General features: G+C 47.2%; 21 protein-coding genes. 9 read left to right on the plus strand and 12 right to left on the minus strand.

Features of this window, described 5'->3' with window-relative positions:
- Window positions 1–29 precede the first annotated feature (29 nt).
- The 8 genes from rdgB to ABD744_RS12105 form a co-directional block, all read right to left on the minus strand.
- A complete protein-coding gene (gene rdgB / locus ABD744_RS12070; RefSeq protein ID WP_344798756.1) occupies window positions 30–632 on the minus strand; it encodes an RdgB/HAM1 family non-canonical purine NTP pyrophosphatase in 603 nt (200 codons plus the stop codon).
- Window positions 633–754: 122 nt separating this feature from the next.
- Window positions 755–1,216, minus strand: coding sequence for a DUF4426 domain-containing protein (locus ABD744_RS12075; protein ID WP_344798757.1), 462 nt, complete (start codon window positions 1,214–1,216; stop codon window positions 755–757).
- A gap of 9 nt (window positions 1,217–1,225) precedes the next feature.
- Window positions 1,226–1,834 (minus strand): methionine biosynthesis protein MetW, encoded by a 609-nt coding sequence (gene metW / locus ABD744_RS12080; protein WP_344798758.1) that lies wholly within the window; start codon window positions 1,832–1,834, stop codon window positions 1,226–1,228.
- 11 nt (window positions 1,835–1,845) lie between these two features.
- Window positions 1,846–2,997: a homoserine O-succinyltransferase MetX gene (gene metX, locus ABD744_RS12085; RefSeq protein ID WP_344798759.1), complete on the minus strand. Its 1,152-nt coding sequence runs from the start codon at window positions 2,995–2,997 to the stop codon at window positions 1,846–1,848.
- A gap of 110 nt (window positions 2,998–3,107) precedes the next feature.
- Window positions 3,108–5,078, minus strand: coding sequence for a dynamin family protein (locus tag ABD744_RS12090; protein ID WP_344798760.1), 1,971 nt, complete (start codon window positions 5,076–5,078; stop codon window positions 3,108–3,110).
- A gap of 369 nt (window positions 5,079–5,447) precedes the next feature.
- On the minus strand, window positions 5,448–6,041 hold the full coding sequence (locus ABD744_RS12095) for a YggT family protein (protein ID WP_344798761.1): 594 nt from the start codon (window positions 6,039–6,041) through the stop codon (window positions 5,448–5,450).
- A gap of 279 nt (window positions 6,042–6,320) precedes the next feature.
- A complete protein-coding gene (gene proC / locus ABD744_RS12100) occupies window positions 6,321–7,145 on the minus strand; it encodes a pyrroline-5-carboxylate reductase (protein ID WP_344798762.1) in 825 nt (274 codons plus the stop codon).
- A gap of 112 nt (window positions 7,146–7,257) precedes the next feature.
- Window positions 7,258–7,989, minus strand: a complete 732-nt coding sequence (locus ABD744_RS12105) for a YggS family pyridoxal phosphate-dependent enzyme (RefSeq protein ID WP_344798763.1) — start codon at window positions 7,987–7,989, stop codon at window positions 7,258–7,260.
- Between the two features lie 247 nt (window positions 7,990–8,236).
- Here ABD744_RS12105 and ABD744_RS12110 point away from each other — a divergent pair, with 247 nt between their 5' ends.
- From ABD744_RS12110 to pyrI, 4 genes are all read left to right on the plus strand, one after another.
- A complete protein-coding gene (locus ABD744_RS12110) occupies window positions 8,237–9,271 on the plus strand; it encodes a type IV pilus twitching motility protein PilT (protein ID WP_344798764.1) in 1,035 nt (344 codons plus the stop codon).
- Window positions 9,272–9,349: 78 nt separating this feature from the next.
- On the plus strand, window positions 9,350–10,483 hold the full coding sequence (locus ABD744_RS12115) for a PilT/PilU family type 4a pilus ATPase (protein WP_344798765.1): 1,134 nt from the start codon (window positions 9,350–9,352) through the stop codon (window positions 10,481–10,483).
- Between the two features lie 261 nt (window positions 10,484–10,744).
- Window positions 10,745–11,671: an aspartate carbamoyltransferase gene (pyrB, locus tag ABD744_RS12120; RefSeq protein ID WP_344798766.1), complete on the plus strand. Its 927-nt coding sequence runs from the start codon at window positions 10,745–10,747 to the stop codon at window positions 11,669–11,671.
- A gap of 11 nt (window positions 11,672–11,682) precedes the next feature.
- Window positions 11,683–12,138, plus strand: a complete 456-nt coding sequence (gene pyrI, locus ABD744_RS12125; protein WP_344798767.1) for an aspartate carbamoyltransferase regulatory subunit — start codon at window positions 11,683–11,685, stop codon at window positions 12,136–12,138.
- A gap of 12 nt (window positions 12,139–12,150) precedes the next feature.
- On the opposite strand, the gene ruvX is transcribed toward pyrI, so the two are convergent.
- The 4 genes from ruvX to gshB form a co-directional block, all read right to left on the minus strand.
- Window positions 12,151–12,582, minus strand: coding sequence for a Holliday junction resolvase RuvX (gene ruvX, locus ABD744_RS12130; RefSeq protein ID WP_344798768.1), 432 nt, complete (start codon window positions 12,580–12,582; stop codon window positions 12,151–12,153).
- A gap of 46 nt (window positions 12,583–12,628) precedes the next feature.
- A complete protein-coding gene (locus ABD744_RS12135; protein ID WP_344798769.1) occupies window positions 12,629–13,180 on the minus strand; it encodes a YqgE/AlgH family protein in 552 nt (183 codons plus the stop codon).
- Between the two features lie 36 nt (window positions 13,181–13,216).
- The gene (locus ABD744_RS12140) at window positions 13,217–14,110 is read right to left on the minus strand and encodes an energy transducer TonB (protein WP_344798770.1); all 894 of its coding nucleotides are present in this window, start codon (window positions 14,108–14,110) and stop codon (window positions 13,217–13,219) included.
- 108 nt (window positions 14,111–14,218) lie between these two features.
- The gene (gshB, locus tag ABD744_RS12145) at window positions 14,219–15,187 is read right to left on the minus strand and encodes a glutathione synthase (RefSeq protein ID WP_344798771.1); all 969 of its coding nucleotides are present in this window, start codon (window positions 15,185–15,187) and stop codon (window positions 14,219–14,221) included.
- Window positions 15,188–15,462: 275 nt separating this feature from the next.
- Here gshB and pilG point away from each other — a divergent pair, with 275 nt between their 5' ends.
- From pilG to ABD744_RS12170, 5 genes are all read left to right on the plus strand, one after another.
- Entirely contained in the window at window positions 15,463–15,849 is a 387-nt protein-coding gene (gene pilG, locus ABD744_RS12150) for a twitching motility response regulator PilG (RefSeq protein ID WP_344798772.1), read from the plus strand.
- 38 nt (window positions 15,850–15,887) lie between these two features.
- Window positions 15,888–16,268 carry a twitching motility response regulator PilH gene (gene pilH, locus ABD744_RS12155; protein WP_344798773.1) on the plus strand — a complete coding sequence of 127 codons (381 nt, stop codon included), beginning with the start codon at window positions 15,888–15,890 and terminating at the stop codon, window positions 16,266–16,268.
- 40 nt (window positions 16,269–16,308) lie between these two features.
- Window positions 16,309–16,836: a chemotaxis protein CheW gene (locus ABD744_RS12160; protein WP_344798774.1), complete on the plus strand. Its 528-nt coding sequence runs from the start codon at window positions 16,309–16,311 to the stop codon at window positions 16,834–16,836.
- 61 nt (window positions 16,837–16,897) lie between these two features.
- Window positions 16,898–18,970: a methyl-accepting chemotaxis protein gene (locus ABD744_RS12165; protein WP_425562168.1), complete on the plus strand. Its 2,073-nt coding sequence runs from the start codon at window positions 16,898–16,900 to the stop codon at window positions 18,968–18,970.
- Window positions 18,971–19,018: 48 nt separating this feature from the next.
- A complete protein-coding gene (locus tag ABD744_RS12170) occupies window positions 19,019–19,897 on the plus strand; it encodes a CheR family methyltransferase (RefSeq protein ID WP_344798775.1) in 879 nt (292 codons plus the stop codon).
- Window positions 19,898–19,911: the final 14 nt, after the last annotated feature.

The following is a 19,911-nucleotide window of genomic DNA, read 5'->3' on the forward strand; positions in this document are numbered from 1 at the left end:
CGTCTCGATCGACGGTTTTTGTTGGAAAGCTATTGGCCGTAAAGCTGTTGATAGCGCGCTTTAAACTCGGCCAGGGCTTTGGCCCGGTGGCTGACTTGGTTTTTTTGTTCCGGAGATAGGTTGGCAGAACTGGTCTTCAGCTCCGGGCACCAGAAAACAGGGTCATAACCAAAACCGTTACTGCCTTGAGGTTCGGCCAAAAGCCTGCCGTGCCATACTCCGTCGCAGATGATGGGGGTTGGGTCTTGAGGGTCTCGGACAAAGGCCAGCAGGCAATGGAAATGAGCGCTGCGGTTGTCCGGATGGTTGCTCATATCGTGGAGCAATTTCTGGTAATTTTCCTGATCCGAGGCATTTTCCCCTGCGTATCGGGCCGAATACACGCCTGGTGCACCGTTTAAGGCATCCACAGACAAACCAGAGTCGTCGGCTAAGGCCGGTAAACCGGTTAGTTGAGCGACGTGTCTGACTTTTAAAAGCGCATTTTCTACAAAGGTGCAGGCCGTTTCTTCTGGCGAAGGAATGTTGAAATGGTTCATTGGCAGGATTTCAACATTCAGGTCTGCCAGAATTCGGGTCAGCTCTTTGATCTTTCCCTGATTGTTACTGGCCAGAACGATGGTTTGGCGCATTCAAACGTTCCTTTTTGTGCTTTCGGTGTGTTGCATGGTTGGCAACAGGCGGCTTTGCGAGTCTGGGCTGTGGGCTGGCTCACTCATTCGCGCTGTTACTTTGAGGTAATCGGCCGGGGTCGCTAGTCAGGATAAACCGCTTGTCTGAAGGTAAGCGTAAACCCAGGTTGGTTCGGGTCTGGCTGAATCTCCAGATTAAACGTTAAGGTGTCCTGACTGGCGATCTTAAATTCTGCAATATGATAGATTGCATTCTGTTCGATGACCGGACGGAAATCCAGACGATTAACTTGCTCAATTAAGTTTCTGATCTTTCCTTGAATGACTGCGCGAACAGGCTTTTGGCTGCCATCGGGTTGTTTTTTTAACACTGTGATGTTGACCAAACCCCGATATTTACTGCGCTGAATATCGTAGGATTTGGCCACGTCCGGTTGCAGAAATGAGCTGTTGAATGCACTGTAGTGTACTTCGTAGTCGCCAAACGTTTGTTTTTGCTCTGCCCAGGCCAATGTGGCCAGGGCCGTCATCATCAGGCCCATGAGGGTGCGAAAGAGTGAGGGGGTGTGCTGATACTGCTTCATGACGGACTCCTAACGCTTTTTAATGTGATAGATAGCGACCTGGCCGAGCAAGTTCGGCCAGAGGCGAATGGCCCAATTATCTTTGAGGTCGTTATCAACCACCGTTCGATTCAAAACTTTGATCTCTTTATCATAGCAGAGGGCTTCAAAGTCTTTAAAAGTACATAGGTGAATATTTGGCGTGTCGTACCAACTGAAGGGTAAGGTATCTGACATCGGCATTCTGCCTTTAAACATTAAGTACGCCCGGCAGCTCCAGTGGCCGAAATTGGGGAATGTAATAATGGCTTCGTTGCCAACACGCAACATTTCATCCAGCAGTAAATCCGGTCGTTTCACCGCCTGCAGGGCTTGAGTCATCACTATGGTGTCAACGCTGTGGTCTTCGAAATTGCTTAAACCATCATCCAGGTTTTGCTGAACCACATTAATGCCTTTTTTAATGCATTCAGTGATGGCGTCTTCTTCAATTTCGAGGCCATAACCTTTAATTTTTTTGGTGGTCATCAGATGGCTTAACAGCTCGCCCTGACCACACCCCAGATCCAGTACTTGTTGATCGGGGGAAATCCAGTTCGCGATAATTTCAAGGTCAGCGCGTAAATTCTTGTCTGTCATTCAACGTATCCTCAGTTAATCCCTTGAGTGAGCGCCACTTGCTGCATGAAGGCATCAAATACCTGCATGTACCTTGGAATTGGCAATAAAAAGGCGTCGTGGCCTTTGTCGGACTCGATCTCAACGTAACTGACGTCTTTGTCGGCTTCCATCAGGGCATTGACTATTTCTTCGGATCGTTTCGGTGAAAAGCGCCAGTCGCTGCTGAACGACATTACCATGAACTTGCATTGAGCCGATTTGAAGCACTCAGACAACTCGTTATCAAACGCCGCCGCTGGGTCAAAGTAGTCCAGGGCTTTGGTCATCAACAAGTAAGTATTGGCATCAAACTGGTTTGAAAAACGCTCACCCTGATATCTTAAATAGCTTTCAATTTCGAATTCAGAATCAAAATTGAAGTTTAATTTCCCGGTTTTGAGGTCGCGGCCAAACTTTAATGCCATGCCATCATCAGAAAGGTAGGTGATGTGACCAAGCATTCTGGCCTGGGTTAATCCGCCTTTCGGAATGGTGTTCTTTTCGAGGTAGTGGCCATCATGAAACTCCGGGTCTTTGATAATGGCCTGACGTGCCACTTCATTAAACGCGATGTTCTGGGTGGTGAGTTTTGGTGCGGAAGCTATCACTACGCAGTTGGCCACGCGTTCCGGATACTGAATGGACCAGCGCAACGCCTGCATGCCACCCAAACTGCCGCCGACCACAGCGGCCCACTTTTGAATGCCTAATCGATCTGCCAGCCGGGCCTGGCTGTTTACCCAGTCCCTGACGCACATGATCGGAAAATCGGAACCGTAGACTTTGCCCGTTTCAGGGTTGATTGAAGTTGGACCGGTACTGCCTGCGCAACCGCCTAAATTATTTAACGAAACCACAAAAAATTTATTGGTGTCGATCGGCTTATTCGGGCCAATGGCGCTGTCCCACCATCCCGGTTTTTTGTCCTCGGGAGCGTGGTAGCCGGCGGCGTGGTGATCACCACTTAATGCATGACAAATCAGGACTGCGTTGGAGGCGTCCTGATTTAAAGTGCCGTAAGTTTCAACCATCAGCTGGTAATTCGGCAACACTTGTTCAGACCGCAGTTTTAGCGGTTCGTCGAATTGATGCACTTGAGGTTCAACAATACCTACAGAATTCTCTGGAATTTGGGCTGGCATAAGAACTTAGATCTAACTCTTTAAGAAGCGGGATACAAAAAGGGCAGTCTAAACGCTGAGACTGCCCTATTCAATAAAAAACCAAGCCTTAGCTAAGTTGGATCAATCAGTTAGACCGCTTTCTTTCGGTTTTGCTTGGCATGCTCCAGATCGATGACCTTATTCCTGGATGAGCTTGGTAACTGCATGTCCCGACAAATTTCATCGATGGTGCGAATGTTTTCTTCAAATTCGGCCATCATTTTTTCGGTAATGACTTTTTGTTGTTGTCTGGTTTTGCCTGTTTGCACCAGCTCTTTGAGGCGCATCATTTGTTGTTCAAGAATGCGTTTGTGTTCAAACGTATTTTGAATGAGTGGACGAATGGCTTCATTTGGCCAGTGATTAACTTCATTTCTGAGATCCGCGTGCAGGTCTTTGACCTGATTCACCAAGGTGCCGACAAAACGTTTTACTACAATGTTTTGCTCGGTCAGAATCGTTTTCAGCTGAGTTCGGAATTTATCCGCCTGAATATGAAGTTCGTCCAGCCGTTTTATATATCGTTCGGAGTCAATTTCAGGTGATTTAATCGGGTCGCCGGATTGCTCGAAACGACCATAGATGCCGTGCAGCATCTTATTGGCCAATTCCGATTCTTTATGAAAGTGATGCAATTCATTGGAAATGTGCAAGAAGAATCGTTCAATAGCCCGGCCCATGCCTAATGTGCTCCAGCTGCTTCTGAGCTTATGATGCGCTTCAAAAATGGCGGTGTTCAGCTGTTTGGCTGAGGTTTTATCGTTGAGCACTTTCCATTGTTGTTTGACCAGATTTTTACTGGATTTAATGGTCAGTAGCTTTTTCTGGTAGATGGCGTATTCGTGCCTGAGGTTCTCGTTCATGCGATTAATTTCTTTCGCAGAATCGGTGGCCTTAGCAAGTATGTCGAGTTGGTCGTGTAGCATTTGATAGCGACCGGATACCGTGGCTCGGCTGGCCAATGCCATGGTGGTGATGTCTTTTAACAGCTTGTTTTTAATGATGTGTTCGCGAGTGCTTAATAAGCGTTTTGCCAAGGCATTCTCAAGTGATAACAAACCACTCTTCTTGAGTAAGTCGGAGTCTTTCCGTACTTTCGCAACCAGCCCTTTTTTGGCAGATAGCGGCATGATGTCTTCGGGCGACAGATCAAGAATTCGGGCGGTATTGCGATGAACCTGCTCGATTGAATGAGTGACTACGTCAGGCCCGTCAATGTCATCCCATAGTGAGTCGATTTTATTCATTACCGCGTATTTCACCAAATAGCGGGATTGCGGGAGGGCGCCAATATGACTTTCCCATACCTCCATATCGCTGGCGGTGACGCCGGTGTCGGCCGCCAACACAAAAACCACAGCCTGGGCTTTAGGCAGCATGTTTAAGGTCAGCTCAGGTTCTGAGCCCAAAGCGTTTAATCCGGGGGTGTCCAGAATTCGTAAGCCTTGTTGCAACAGCGGGTGCTCAATACTGATGATGGCGTGGCGCCAGCAAGGGATAATCACTAAGCCCGGAGCTTCAGCACACTTTTCTAAATGGTGCGGGTCAAAGCCCAGCTCTTCCGCTTGTTTGGGCGGAACGCTTTTTACCTTGGACACTTGCTTTAATGCTTCTGCCATGGTCTCTGGCTTAGAAGGGTCAATTTCAACTTCGTGCCACCAGTCGCCCAATTCGTTCAGCTCTTTCATGCTGGTGTCGGCTTGACGTGTTTCAATCGGCAAGAGTTTGATGTAACAACGCTGATCTTGTCGGTCGTAAAAAATTTCGGTCGGACACATGGTGGTCCGGCCGGCTTTTGACGGAAGAATACGTTGATCGTAATCCGCAAAAAACAAGGCGTTGATTAATTCGGTTTTACCTCGTGAAAACTCACCGACAAAGGCAATGAGGGTGTCTTCATTTCCGAGGGTATGGATGGTTTCTTGCAGACGAGAATTCGCTTCTTCAGTCAGTAACTGATTTTTCTTGAGCCATTCTTCATATCGGCAAATGCTTTCTACCAATGATTGCTTCCAAGCCCAATGTGCACCGACTTGTGATGATAGTTCACTTTCTTTCATTGAAACGAACTCCGGTCTACTTCTGCTAGCTTTATATAATAGTTATTTATAGGTATTTGACGAATTTCTGAGTCATAACTTCTAAGTATGGGCTGACAAGCGGTCGAGCGCAATAGTACGGAAATCACTCAGTCTGAAAATTTGACCGTTAATCCGAGATTTAGAACGGGAAAAGGCCTGATGACCCTGTGTTTTGTTGTTTGAGACCGGTTTGCCTGGGATGTGAGGCCGAAATGTGTCGGATATAAGTATGAAATCGGTTATTTGAAAATCAACCAGAGTGATGAGCAAGCAGGCTGTTCATCACTCTGGTTGTTCTGGTGGCGTCACCTTTTACTTGAGCAATGGCGCTTATTTGAATCGTTGGCGTTACAGGCCCAGAACTAATTGCGAGGGTAACGAAATGCTGGCGGCAAGGTGTCTCATGAAAATTTCAATCACCTGAATAGCGAGCAATGCAATCAGCGGGGATAAGTCCAGCATGCCCATGTCTGGCATGACTTTTCGGATTTTACTTAACAGTGGTCCGGTTAACTGGTTCAGCATCAATACGGCTGGGTTGTAACTTTGAGGCGCTACCCAGCTTAGGATGACAATGATGATGATTGAAAATAAATAAATATTCAGAACAGTCTGAATGATGGCAAGCACACCCCAGCCTAACAGGTATAAAAATGGTGGGAACTGGCCGCCGTAAAGCAGTGTAAAAATAATGGCCATGCCTGCAGTTTGGATAATCCAGGCCAGCACCAAAGAGGACAGGTCGATGCCGCCCAGTCCCGGAATGATTCTGCGCAGCGGAACCAGCAAGGGGTTGGTGGCTTTTACAAAGAACTGAGTAACCGGGTTGTAAAAATCAGCTCTTGCCATTTGCAAAAGGAAGCGAAGTAAAATAATCAATACATAAAGGCTAACAAAGGTGTTGATCAACAATAAAGCGACTTCTGTGAATGGGCCTGCCACGAAATTTCCTTTTTTATCTTGGATTTAAGAAATGATCTGATCTTACGTGCATTGCTGGTGGATCGCCAAACAAGTTTATTTGATCTCTGGGCGCGCTGGCAAGTGATCCTTAACGGGCGAAAGATAGCAGCCATTTGTTGGCTGCAATGTTTCACCTTATTTTTATAAAGTAAGGCGCTTTCTGTGAAAAACAAGTGGCTACGAAGCCAATGACTGATGAAAGTAAAAGCGAACGCGTTACGAGTGTAGCCGGTCTAAATCTAGCGCCATGCTTGTTTGCTATTTACTCAGAATGTCAGACAGTTCTTCAGAGCGATCCGCAGCCGCTTTCATCGCTTTGCCGACCAGCGCAGACAGTTCGCCTTCATTGAATGTATTGATTGCTTGTTCCGTAGTGCCGCCCGGTGAGGTTACCTTTTTTCTTAAAGTGGCCGGATCATCAGAGCTTTCTAACGCCATACGAGCTGCGCCCAGTGCGGTTTGCAGGGTGAGCTGTTTGGCGGTTTCGCTGTCCAGTCCCAAGGCTTCACCGGCTTGCTGCATGGCCTCCATGAATAAGAAGTAATACGCCGGGCCGCTGCCTGATACGGCGGTTACGGCATCAATACCGGACTCTTCTTTCACCCAAAGGGTGATGCCCACTGCTTTGAGCAGGGTTTCAGCAATGCCTGCTTGCTGGTCAGATACTTGAGGGTTTTTGTATAAGCCGGAGGCGCCACATTGTAAAAGCGCCGGTGTGTTTGGCATGCATCGAACAATGGCCGAGGGTGCGCCGATCCACTCTTGCAGTGTGGTCGCCGTGATACCGGCGGCTATGGAAATAATCAGTGGCTTTTGGGATTTAAAGGTTTCGGCCAGCGACTGAACCACCTCTTTCATCACTTGAGGTTTGACCGACAAGACCACAACATCGGCCTCATTTACTGCGGTGGCGTTGTCGGTGGTGGTGTTGACATTAAATGACTGTTTAACGTCTTTCAGTGTGTCTTCGGTGAGGTTCGTCGCCCAGATTTTGGTGTGGTCATAGCCTTGTTTTACCAGACCTCCGATGATGCTGAATGCCATATTGCCCGCGCCGATGAATGCGATAGTAGGTTGATTCATAAAACAGATTCCTTGAGCGAATTCAATTGTAAACAGGTTCCATGCAAGCGCCTGGGCAGACGCTTGTTTGAGTCATGATCAGTGACTGGGCTGTTTTTAATACGTTTGGTGGTTAGTGATCATCTTGTTTTGTTTCTGCTGGTCTGGGACTGACAGGTCGGGGACCAAAGATCGCGGTGCCAATTCTAACGACAGTTGCCCCGCAATGTATAGCTGTGGCCATGTCGGACGACATGCCCATGGATAAAGTGTCCAGTGGCCTATGATCCGGGTTTTCCTGGCTGAGCGTTTGATTGATGGTTTGAAGTAAGTCGGCCATTTTCTGAAATGAACGGGTTTGTTCTGCTTCGGTGGTATCTGCCTTAGGGATGGCCATCAAACCTCTTAAAGACAGGTTGGGCAAGCGACTGACTTCGACTGCCACCTGAACCACCTCGTCGGCTAAAAAGCCTGATTTGGAGTCTTCTTGATCAATGTTAATTTGCAGGCAGATATTCAAAGGAGGTTGCTCAGCAGGGCGTTGATCGCTTAACCGTTTGGCGATTTTCAGTCGATCGACGGTGTGAACCCAGGCAAAATTTTCTGCGGCCAGTCGGGATTTATTGGATTGAAGCGGGCCAATGAAGTGCCACTCAATATTATGTTCTTTCAGATCATTGATTTTATCGACGGCTTCCTGAATGTAGTTTTCACCAAATGCGACCTGGCCTAGCCGGTGCAGGTCGAGCACTTCATCGCTGGAACGGGTTTTACTGACCGCCAGTAAGGACACATGCTGACGATTGGCGGAGGCAACATCTATTTGCTCGCAGACCCACTGATAACGCTCAGATAATGTACTCATATTCGTGAATTCCTTAAGACAAATTTCGATCTTACGCCTAATATTAATGACGGTGTAGTAAAACTGAAGGTGTTTAACCTCCGATTGTGTCCGGCAGTTAAATATTTTTGGTAAATATCATTTATTTTATTAAATTGTGTGACTAAGTGCTTACTGTTTATAGAAATAAAGTATTAACTTTATGACTATTTTTGGTATTGTCAGCACTCTCATTTAGATTACTAAGACGCTCAAAGAGGACGCTTAAATGGATATTACGGAACTATTGGCCTTCAGTGCGAAGCAAGGGGCATCGGATTTACACTTATCCGCCGGCTTGCCGCCAATGATTCGTGTTGATGGCGATATGCGACGTATTAATGTTCCTTCGATGGATCATAAGCAAGTCCATTCTTTGATTTATGACATCATGAATGACAAACAGCGCAAGGATTATGAAGAGTTCCTGGAAACCGATTTCTCGTTTGAAGTTCCTGGTGTGGCGCGTTTCCGTGTAAACGCCTTTAACCAGAATCGGGGTGCCGGTGCTGTATTCCGAACCATTCCTTCCAAGGTTTTGACCATGGATGATCTTGGTATGGGTGAGGTGTTCAAACGCATTGCCGATAATCCTCGTGGTTTGTGTTTGGTGACGGGGCCAACCGGTTCTGGTAAGTCGACTACCCTGGCAGCCATGATTGATTACCTGAATGAAAGCAAATATAAGCACGTTCTGACGATTGAAGATCCGATCGAATTTGTTCACGAAAGTAAGCGTTGTTTGGTGAATCAGCGAGAAGTCCATCGAGATACGCTGGGCTTTAACGAAGCATTGCGCTCTGCGCTCCGTGAAGACCCGGACATCATTCTGGTTGGTGAGATGCGTGACCTTGAAACCATTCGATTGGCTTTGACGGCGGCAGAAACCGGCCATATGGTTTTTGGTACTTTGCATACCACCTCCGCTGCGAAAACCATTGACCGTATTGTTGATGTGTTCCCGGCAGAAGAAAAATCCATGGTGCGTTCGATGTTGTCGGAATCTTTGCAGGCGGTGGTTTCTCAGACGCTGATGAAGAAGGTGAGTGGCGGACGTGTGGCTGCTCATGAAATCATGATGGGGACGCCAGCGATTCGAAACCTGATTCGTGAGGATAAAATTGCTCAGATGTACTCTGCCATTCAGACCGGCGGTTCATTGGGTATGCAAACGTTGGATCAGTGCTTGCAGGGTCTGTTGCAGAAAAATATTATTTCGGTTGAGTCGGCAAGAGAGAAAGCCAAAATGCCGGATAATTTTTAATTTACCAAAGATATTCTATATCAAAGCTTCAGGCCGGAGACTGCTTGCCTGAAGTAACTATAAAACAAGGTTGTGCTGGTGGAAATTGAAAAACTCTTAATATATGTCGTAGATAACGGTGCGTCAGATTTATTTATCTCTGCAGGGATTCCGCCCAGCGTAAAGCTAAATGGTAAATTGGCGCCGTTAACTAAAAATCCGCTGTCTCCGGAAGAGACTCGTCAAACCGTACTGGGTGTCATGACGGAAGGGCAGCGAAAAGAGTTTAAAGAGAAACGTGAATGTAACTTTGCAATCAGTGCCCGAGGCATTGGTCGCTTTCGTGTGAGCGCGTTTTATCAGAGAAACTTGGTGGGCATGGTGTTGCGTCGGATTGAAACCCAAATTCCGACCATTGAAGAGCTGGGTTTGCCAGAAGTATTGAAAGAATTGTCGATGACACGGCGCGGGCTGATCATTTTTGTGGGTGCGACCGGAACAGGTAAATCCACTTCGTTGGCGGCGATGATTGGTCACCGGAATAAAAACAGCAAAGGGCACATCATTTCGATTGAAGACCCGATCGAATTTATTCATCAGCACCAAGGTTGTATTGTCACGCAGCGAGAAGTTGGGCTGGATACAGAAAGCTTTGAAGTTGCTTTGAAAAACACCCTTCGGCAGGCGCCGGACGTGATCATGATTGGGGAGGTTCGATCTAAAGAAACGATGGATCATGCGGTCACGTTTGCTGAAACCGGCCACCTGTGTTTGGCTACGTTGCACGCCAATAATGCCAACCAGGCGCTTGACCGGATCATTCACTTCTTCCCGCCGGAAACCCACAGCCAGATCTGGATGGATTTATCGCTTAACTTAAAAGCGATTGTTGCTCAACAGCTGGTTCCCACCCCGGATGGTAAAGGTCGTCGGGCGGTGATTGAGGTGTTATTGAATACTCCGCTGGCGGCTGACCTGATTCGTAAGGGCGAAGTACACAAATTGAAAGAGTTGATGAATCGCTCCACGGAACAAGGGATGCAAACCTTTGACCGGGCGCTCTACGATTTGTACAGCCAGGGCGAGATCACCTATGCCGACGCACTGTCGCATGCGGATTCTGCCAACGATCTGAGGTTGTTGATTAAGATGGGTGCCGATGCGGATGCTGATCAAATGGACGGTGCCGGTTCGAGCTTGTCGCTGGACGATGAGGACTATCACCGTATTTAAGCGCGGATTTCTTAACAGGGTGAAATTCACTGTTCGGAAATCTTGATTCATTGGCCATGCTGTGTATAATCGCGCCCGTTTACTATGGAGCCATTGTGTTGGTGGCTTCTGCGGGCAGGAGTAGATGTGATCATGATGATTGTGAGTCGAATTGGTAACTTTATTCAGCAAATGCCTGTTGTGGATTCCTTTAATAGCCTCTGACTCTGTCAGGGGCTTTTTTTTGCCTGAAAAAGACGAAAGAAAATTTGGTGCTGCGTTATGACGAATCCGTTATTTAAAAAAGACATTGTCTCCATTGCCGATTTATCTCGGGAAGACATCGAACTCATTGTCGAAGTTGCCGGGAAGCTGAAGGCTTCTCCCAGACCTGACTTGCTCAAAGGCAAAGTGATTGCCAGTTGTTTCTTTGAGGCTTCCACCCGAACGCGTTTGTCGTTTGAGACGGCCGTGCTGCGCTTGGGAGGGTCTTTGGTTGGCTTTGATGATGCGGGCAATACGTCGTTGGCGAAAAAAGGGGAAACGTTAGCGGATTCGGTCAGTGTGATCTCGTCTTATACGGATGCATTTATTATGCGTCACCCTCAGGAAGGTTCGGCGCGTTTGGCGTCCGAGTTTTCCAGTGTGCCTGTGATCAACGGCGGCGATGGTTCGAATCAGCACCCGACTCAGACATTGCTCGACTTGTTTACCATTTATGAATCCCAGGGCACGTTAAGCGGCCTTAGAGTGGCTTTGGTGGGGGACTTGAAGTACGGTCGGACAGTACACTCTTTGGCTCAAGCGTTATCGTTATTTGACTGTGAGTTCCATTTGGTTGCACCAGCGGCATTGGCGATGCCGGATTATATTGTTGAAGATCTGGAATCGCGCGGTGTGGTATTACACGTCTCGGAAAGCCTGGAAGATGTCATCCCGGAATGCGACATTATTTATATGACGCGCGTACAAAAAGAACGTTTTGATGATACGGAATACATGCACGTTGCTTCGAAATACGTGTTGAAGGCTGAGATGTTGGCGTCGGCTAAACCCAATATGAAGGTGATGCATCCGTTGCCGCGCGTGGATGAAGTGGATGTGGATGTGGACGCCACGCCGCACGCGTATTACTTCCAACAGGCTGAAAATGGTGTTTATGCCCGTGAAGCCTTGTTGGCGTTGGTTTTAAACCCTGAATTTAATTAGGAGGCTTGAGTATGACAGAAAAAATGCAGGTTGAAGCGATTCAGCAAGGGACTGTGATTGATCATATTCCGGCCGGTCAGGGCATTCGGATTCTGAAACGTTTGCATCTTGAAGCAGCGGGTAATCGCATTACGGTGGGGTTGAACTTGCCCAGTAAGGATATGTCGCTGAAAGACTTGATCAAAGTCGAAGGTCGGATGTTTACCGAAGACGAAGCGCACCAGCTGGCTTTGTTTGCCCCTGAAGGCACCATCAATGTGATTGATGATTATGAGGTGGTGAATAAGTTTGCTATGCGTTTGCCGGAAACTTTGGAGGGTGTATTCAGTTGCCCGAACAGCAATTGCATTTCCCTGAATGAGCCGGTGAAGAGTTTTTTCTATATTCAGCCAACGGCCACTCAGGTCAAAATGAAATGTAAGTACTGTGAGAAGTCGTTTAACAAGGAAGTGGTGGTGGCCAGTTAATGACTGGCCGTTTTAACTTTGGTGGTGACTTTGTTGATCACACCAGTCTTCGAACAGAATTTTGGCGACCATGCCGTCCACGGAGTGGGCGCCAAAATCATGAACTCCCCGATCTCTTAATTCATACTTCACTTCTTCGCTGGTGAGTCGTTCATCCACCATCTCAAAAGGTTTGCCAAAGCGGCCGTGCAAGCGGTTGGCAAATTTTCTGGCGCGTTTTGACATCTCGCTTTCGGTGCCGTCCATGTTCAGTGGTAATCCGATGAGTAATACATCCGGTTGCCATTCCTTAATGAGTTTTTCGATGTCCTGCCAGTTGGGAATGCCGTCTTTGGCTTTTAACGGGGCAAGCTCTGAGGCTGTGCCGGTAATGGTTTGGCCGATGGCAACGCCAATGCGTTTGATGCCGTAATCGAAAGAAAGCGCTTGTTTGATGTTTGACATAAGAATAATGAACTTCAGGAGATATTGGGGGGTGTTTTGTCTGCGTTTATGCGTGACCAGCTTCAGAGCTGAGTTGTTCCGGGTCGATACCCAGAGTGCGTGTTGCGGCGGATAATCGTTGGTCCAGCTCAAGGTCAAATAAAATGTCGCTTTGGGCCGGGCAGGTTAGCCAGACGTTATTGACCAGTTCGTCTTCCAGTTGCCCGGCTTCCCAGCCAGCGTAACCCAGTGTGATCAGGAATTTGTTCGGGCCTTTGCCTTCGGACAGGGAGATTAACATGTCCTTAGAGGTAGTTAAGTACGTTTCCGGGCCAGTACGCAGGGAATTTTCCATGTGATCCGGATCATTGTGCAGTATAAAACCTTGATTGGTACTGACTGGACCGCCAGCGAGTACTTGGGTGTTTTCGCTTTTTTTATTTGGGTAGGCGTCCAGCTCCACCAGGATTTCACTGAGTTTAACCGGCAGGGGTTTGTTGATGATCAGGCCGAGGGCGCCTTCTTCATTGTGTTCGCAAATGTAGGTTAAAGCACCACTGAATATGTCACCCTGAAGGTGAGGCATCGCGATGAGGAAGTGGTGTCTTAAGCTGTCCATGGATTCTCCGTTGTGTCTGTTCTTATCACTATAGGCTTAATGCTGAGAAAGAACATTGTTTTTTTGGAAGCGCCAGGTGCGAATGATTTCAAGTTCGTCGGTGTCTTTGGCTAATTCGTCCGGAAAAGGCGCAAACGGCGCGGCCAACCGAACAATGCGGATGGCTGCGTCATCCAGTATCTTGTGACCGGACGATTCCAGTACCCGAATGGTCTTCAGTGTCCCGTTTGGCAATAAGGTGACCATCAATCTGAGGTCTCCGAAGATGGCTTTTTTTCGGGCTTTTTCGGGGTAATTCAAATTACCAATGCGCTCAACTTTATCCAGCCAGGATTTAACGTAGTAGGCGTCTACTGCGCGCTTTGTTGAGGTGGTGGTGATGGTTCTGATTCTTGGACTGCGGGTCATCACTTGCTGTTGATAGTCAAGTTCTGCCTCTAAGCTGGCAATTTCCAGTGAACGCTGAAGAAGGCGTTTGGTCGATTTAGGTTGTTCCGGCTGGTTGATCGGTTTTTTGGCAACGGTGCTGGTGACCACCTCAGGCGTTGGTTGTGCCTGAACCGCTTGCTGTTCTTGCTGATCCACGGGTGCCACGGGGGCCATTTCAAGCTCTGGGGAAGCTTTGTGGATTTTGGCGTCTTGAATCGGGGCTTTTTCAGTGGTGGTCAGTTTTTGTGCTTTGTCGATGTCCTGGCCGCTGCCTTGCTGGTTTATCTGTGCAAGGAAGTCGGCGTTATCCGGCTCTTTGACATGTTCAAACTTCGCCAAAGTGACTTCAATGGTGGTGGGCTTGTTGGTGGCTTTGAGTGCTTCAAACCCTAACCCCATGATTAAAATCAGGTGAAATGCGACGGCTAAAAAAACAGTGAACCCCAGTCTATCGGAAGAGGAAACGTTGGGGTTGATGTTTTGAGGGGTTGGTGAGTCCATTGATGTGCTATCTAACGTCTTAATAGTAGAGGCGCCTAAGTTATCTTTCTAACGCAGCTCAAGCAACCTCTAATGTCACATTTTGGAAAGGTCGGGCTTAACTTTCTCTTATTCAGTACGCTTCTTTATTAAGGATAGCTCGCTTTCGATGACATCCATTAACTTTCCGGCAATATCAATGCCTGTTTCATTGCTGATTTCACGCAGACACGTTGGGCTGGTCACATTAATTTCTGTTAAATAGTCGCCAATTACGTCCAAGCCGACAAAATACAGCTTACGCTTTTTTAGCTCTTCCGATACCTGGCTGCATATCCATTTATCGCGCTCTGTCAGAGGGCGGACTTCACCGCTGCCTCCCGCTGCCAGGTTGCCACGGCTTTCTCCTTGTGCCGGAATGCGTGCCAGACAATAAGGGATGGGTTCACCATTAATCATCAGAATGCGTTTGTCGCCATCAACAATTTCAGGCAGATATTTTTGCGCCATGATTTGTTCTTGTTGATGATTGGTCAGTGTTTCAACGATCACCGACAGGTTGGTGTCATTTTCTTTGACTCGGAAGATGGACGCGCCACCCATGCCGTCGAGTGGTTTAAAGATAGTGTCCTGGTGTTTCGAATGGAACGCCTTAAGTCGGTTGGCGTCTTTTGAAACCAGGTGTGGGGGACAGCACTGAGGAAACGCCGTAGCAAACATCTTTTCGTTGCAGTCCCGAAGGCTTTCCGGCTTGTTTACCACCAGTGTGCCTTCTTGTTCTGCGCGCTCAAGCAGGTATGTTGCGTAGATGAATTCGTTATCAAATGGCGGGTCTTTGCGCATTAAAATAACGTCCAGATCAGAAAGCGGGATGTCGCTCGCGGCTTGCAGTTCGTACCATTGTTGCTCGGATCGGGATACAGAAAGCTCAGTAACGCGAGCTTTGGCGATGCCGTCTTCAAGAAAGAGGTCTTGCGGTTCCATATAGAACAGTTGCCAGCCTCGGTCCTGCGCTGCCCATAACATAGCAAGTGAAGTGTCTTTTTTGTAGTTGATGGAAGCGATTGGGTCCATCACGATGCCAAGCTTTGTAGTCATTTCTAAAATATGCCCTAAAGTTATTCAATACTATTGTACTTGCTTATCCGAGATTAGTTTAGACTTAGACAGGTAATTGAAATCTTGTTTGGAAAAAAGTTCGCTAAAGATGTGTCTTTTTGTAATAACGATAACTAGTCTTTTAATATCTATGGATTTAGTCTTTAGTTATATGTTAAAACTGACCAGTTAGTGTTTCTTGGCTCTTGGATGGTTCAGGAGCCTTTTCGCAGCTAAAAAAAGAAATATTGCGAACGGTATAAAAGGCCGAGATTATGGATGAAAACTTTGAGAGTTTGAAAGTAATGGTGATTGACGACAGTAAGACGATACGCCGTACTGCCGAAACTCTTTTGAAAAAAGTTGGATGTACAGTTGTTACAGCAACGGACGGATTTGATGCGCTCGCTAAAATTGCGGATACGCATCCTGATATCATTTTTGTGGATATCATGATGCCTCGCTTAGACGGCTATCAAACCTGTGCGTTAATTAAAAATAACAGTGCATTCAAATCGACCCCGGTTATCATGCTTTCCAGTAAAGACGGGTTGTTTGATAAAGCGAAAGGTCGAATTGTAGGATCTGATGAGTATTTGACTAAGCCATTCAGTAAAGATGAATTGCTTGGGGCAATTAAAGCACATATTAAGAAAGACTGATTCGAAAGATAGGGTCTTTTATAGAACTGGAGAGAAGAATGGCGCGCATATTGATTGTTGATGATTCGCCAACAGAAACGTTTGCTTTTAGAACGGTGTTAGAAAAGCACGGATACGAAGTCCTGAGTGCTGAGAACGGTGCGGACGGTGTGGCTTTGGCCAGACAGGAGCAACCTGATCTTGTGTTAATGGATATTGTAATGCCTGGCCTTAACGGTTTTCAGGCGACGAGACAATTATCAAAAGGCGGTGAGACAGCTCACATTCCTGTGATCATTGTTACCACTAAAGATCAGGAAACGGATCGAGTGTGGGGTAAGCGTCAGGGAGCTAAAGGCTATCTTGTGAAACCGGTTCAAGAAGATCTGTTGATGACAACGGTGAATAAAGCACTTGCCGGTGAACCTCTGGACGATTAATGATTTTCTATTCTGATAACAACAACTACCTGAATTTAGAATGAATCCATTTAAAATATTACAGGAACTGGCCGAGAAAAGTCGCGCTAATGCTTCAGGTCTACCCGCTCAGGAAGCAGCGGTTAAGAACTGGAGTGGTGTGGCTTTTCGCGTTGCTGGTGGGCGTTTTTTGTCACCGCTTGGTGAGGTCGTGGAGGTACTTGATGTACCTCGCTTTACTCAAATACCAGGTGTTAAACCCTGGGTGAAAGGGATTGCTAACGTTCGGGGGCGTTTATTGCCCGTTATGGATTTTGCTTCGTATCTGGGGACTTCCTCAAATAAATTGATGCGGGCAAGAAAGGTTTTGGTTGTCGAATACAAAAGTGTATTGGCGGGGCTAATCGTTGATGAAGTCATGGGGATGCAACATTTCCCTGCGGATGACTTTCAGAAATCAACGGCGAATGTTATTCCCGAAATGGAATCTTATGTTCTGGGCGAATTCCCTCGGGATGATCGTCTGTGGACAGTAGTGAGTTTATTTAAATTGGCCCAAGACCAGGAATTCGTTCAGGTCGCCAGCTGAATTTAAATGAATATCAATTGAACTAGAAGAATTAAAAGAAGTGCGGCTGGGAGTCCGAAGCATGAAACCAACAGGTGGTATTAATACCAATAAGCTGTTCGAAAACCCTTTAATGGGGGGTTCTCTGGTACTGATGGTCTTAGCGATCATTGGATTGTTTGTAACCTCATGGATCCAAACAGTTGAGGGTGCTCGAGATAAAGAATACCTTGCTAACGCTGGTGAGTTGAGAGTTTTGTCGCAAGCGATTGCAAAAAACTCCACCGAAGCGGCGGGTGGTAAAGAAGAAGCATTTAAGCAGCTTCAAATTTCTCGTGAGGCGTTTGAGCTTCACTGGGATAACCTGTTGAATGGCAACCCGGATGTGGATCTGCCTTCAAGCCCGGAGTCAGTAAAGGCTGAGATGGACGGCCTGCAGGACGTTTGGGGGCGTGTTCGTGATAACGCTGACCAGATTCTTGAGTCTCAGGAAGTTGTACTGACACTTCATGAAGTAGCGGCGACCCTGAGTGAAACGATTCCTCAGCTGCAGATTGAATATGAAGAAGTTGTTGAGATTCTACTGGAAGTAGAAGCACCGGCGGAACAGGTTGTGATCGCTCAGAAGCAGTCGCTACTTGCAGAGCGTATTGTTCGAAGCGTTAACAAGGTACTTGCCGGTGGTGATGATGCGGTATTGGCTGCGGATAACTTTGGCCGTGACGCCAGCTTGTTTGGTCGTGTAATGAACGGCATGTTGGAAGGCAACGTGGCGATGAATATTTCACAGGTGGAAGACGAAGAGGCTGTGTTCAGCCTTGAAGAAATTTCAGACCTGTTTGAGTTCGTAAGCGGCAGTGTTGATGAAATTCTGGATAACTCTCCTGACTTGTTCCATGTTCGTGAATCTGCAAACTCTATTTTCTTGGACTCTCAAGCCCTGTTGGATCGTTCAAGTGCGTTGTCTGTACGCTTCCAGAAACTATCTGATGATCGTCCTTTCTATAAGACGGCCGTAGGCGTTTACTTATGTTTGATCCTGCTGTTTGTGGGTGGCGCTGGTTATGGTTACGTTGTATTTAAAGAATCTGAAAAAGAACGTATGGAAGAAGCGGAAAGTAACGAGCAGAACCAAACTGCGATTCTTCGACTTCTTGATGAAATTGCTGACCTTGCAGACGGTGATCTTACTACTCAGGCAACGGTAACCGAAGACTTTACGGGCGCGATTGCGGACTCCATTAACTTTGCGATCGATCAGATGCGCGGCTTGGTATCGGCGATTAACGAAACGGCGGTACAGGTTTCCGCTGCAGCCCAGGAAACTCAGGCGACAGCGATGCATCTTGCTGAGGCTTCTGAGCATCAGGCGCAAGAAATTGCCGGTGCATCTGCGGCGATTAACGAAATGGCGGTGTCGATTGACCAGGTATCTGCAAACGCGGCGGAATCGTCAGCGGTAGCGGAGCGATCGGTTGCGATCGCGAACAAAGGTGCTGAAGTGGTACAGAATACCATCAACGGCATGGACACCATTCGTGAGCAGATTCAGGAAACGTCCAAGCGTATTAAACGCCTGGGTGAGTCCTCACAGGAAATTGGTGATATCGTATCCCTGATTAACGACATTGCCGACCAGACCAACATTCTTTCTTTGAACGCTGCTATTCAGGCGTCCATGGCGGGTGAAGCCGGTCGAGGCTTTGCGGTGGTTGCGGATGAGGTTCAGCGACTGGCGGAACGTTCAGCTGCGGCAACCAAACAGATTGAATCTCTGGTGAAAGCAATTCAGAGTGATACCAACGAAGCGGTTATTTCAATGGAACAAACCACTTCTGAAGTGGTTACCGGTGCCCGCCTTGCACAGGATGCGGGTGTTGCCCTGGAAGAAATTGAGACGGTATCCAAAAACCTTGCTGACTTGATTCAGAATATTTCGAACGCTGCTCGTCAGCAGGCATCTTCTGCAGGTCACATTTCAAATACGATGAACGTGATTCAGGAAATTACTTCTCAGACTTCTTCTGGTACAACAGCCACTGCGAAGTCTATTGGTAACCTGGCTGAATTGGCGAACCACCTTCGTGAGTCTGTGGCCGGCTTTAAGCTGCCTGATTCCGAATTGGCAGCAATCGTTGAAGAAGAACATGCTTAGGTGTGATTACTAACAACGTTATCCAGTAAAGAGGAATGGCTGTAACGCATGTCTAAAAAGTACGAAGCCTTTTCAGGTAGTCGGCTTCAAAACTATTCGCTCGGAGAGTTCGATGATCAGGACTACGAGCAGTGGCGTGCGTTAATTGAGCAAAGGACAGGGCTGCAACTCGCAGACCACCTGAGAACTTATCTTCAGAGTGGTCTGAACCGGCGAATGCAAAAACACAAGATAACGGATTATGAAGAGTATCTTGAGTTTGTAACGGATGAGAGAAACGGGTTAAGGGAATGGTCTGAGTTGGTTGACTCATTGACGGTTCAGGAGACTCAGTTTTTCAGACATCCGGCGTCGTATCAGTTTCTTGAGGATTACCTTAGGAATTCGATTGAACAAACTGAGTTAATGCGCTCCATTGAAATTTGGAGCGTGGGTTGTTCTTCCGGGGAAGAGAGTTACAGTCTGGCGATGCTGGCGGATAAAATATTATCTGAAGTGGATTGTCTTACTAGCTATGGTGTTATTGGAACCGATATCAGCACTTCAGCACTTGCCAAAGCAAAATCAGGAATTTTTAATGCCCGCAAAGCAGAACTGATTCCTGAGCCTTTCCTAGATAATATAGAAACACTGGATAATAAAATTAAAATCAAACAGCGCATTGCAGATCGTGTTTGTTTTGCGCGGGTTAATATTCTGGATCTGGATCGCGTACCGATACGCGATATGGATGTTATTTTCTGTCAGAACTTGTTGATATATTTAAGAAAATGGCGCCGAAAAGAAGTGGTTAACCGTTTGGCAGAACGGTTAAAGGTTGGCGGTGTTTTGGTATTAGGTTTGGGGGAAGTCACTGATTGGACACACCCCAAACTACGACAGGTGAACTGCAGAGAAGTGCTTGCATTTGAGCGCTACAGAACATAATAGGTGAGATTGGA

Origin of the sequence: Litoribacillus peritrichatus, from assembly GCF_039537985.1 — a bacterium.
In the GTDB taxonomy this organism is placed as follows: Bacteria; Pseudomonadota; Gammaproteobacteria; order Pseudomonadales; family Litoribrevibacteraceae; genus Litoribacillus; species Litoribacillus peritrichatus.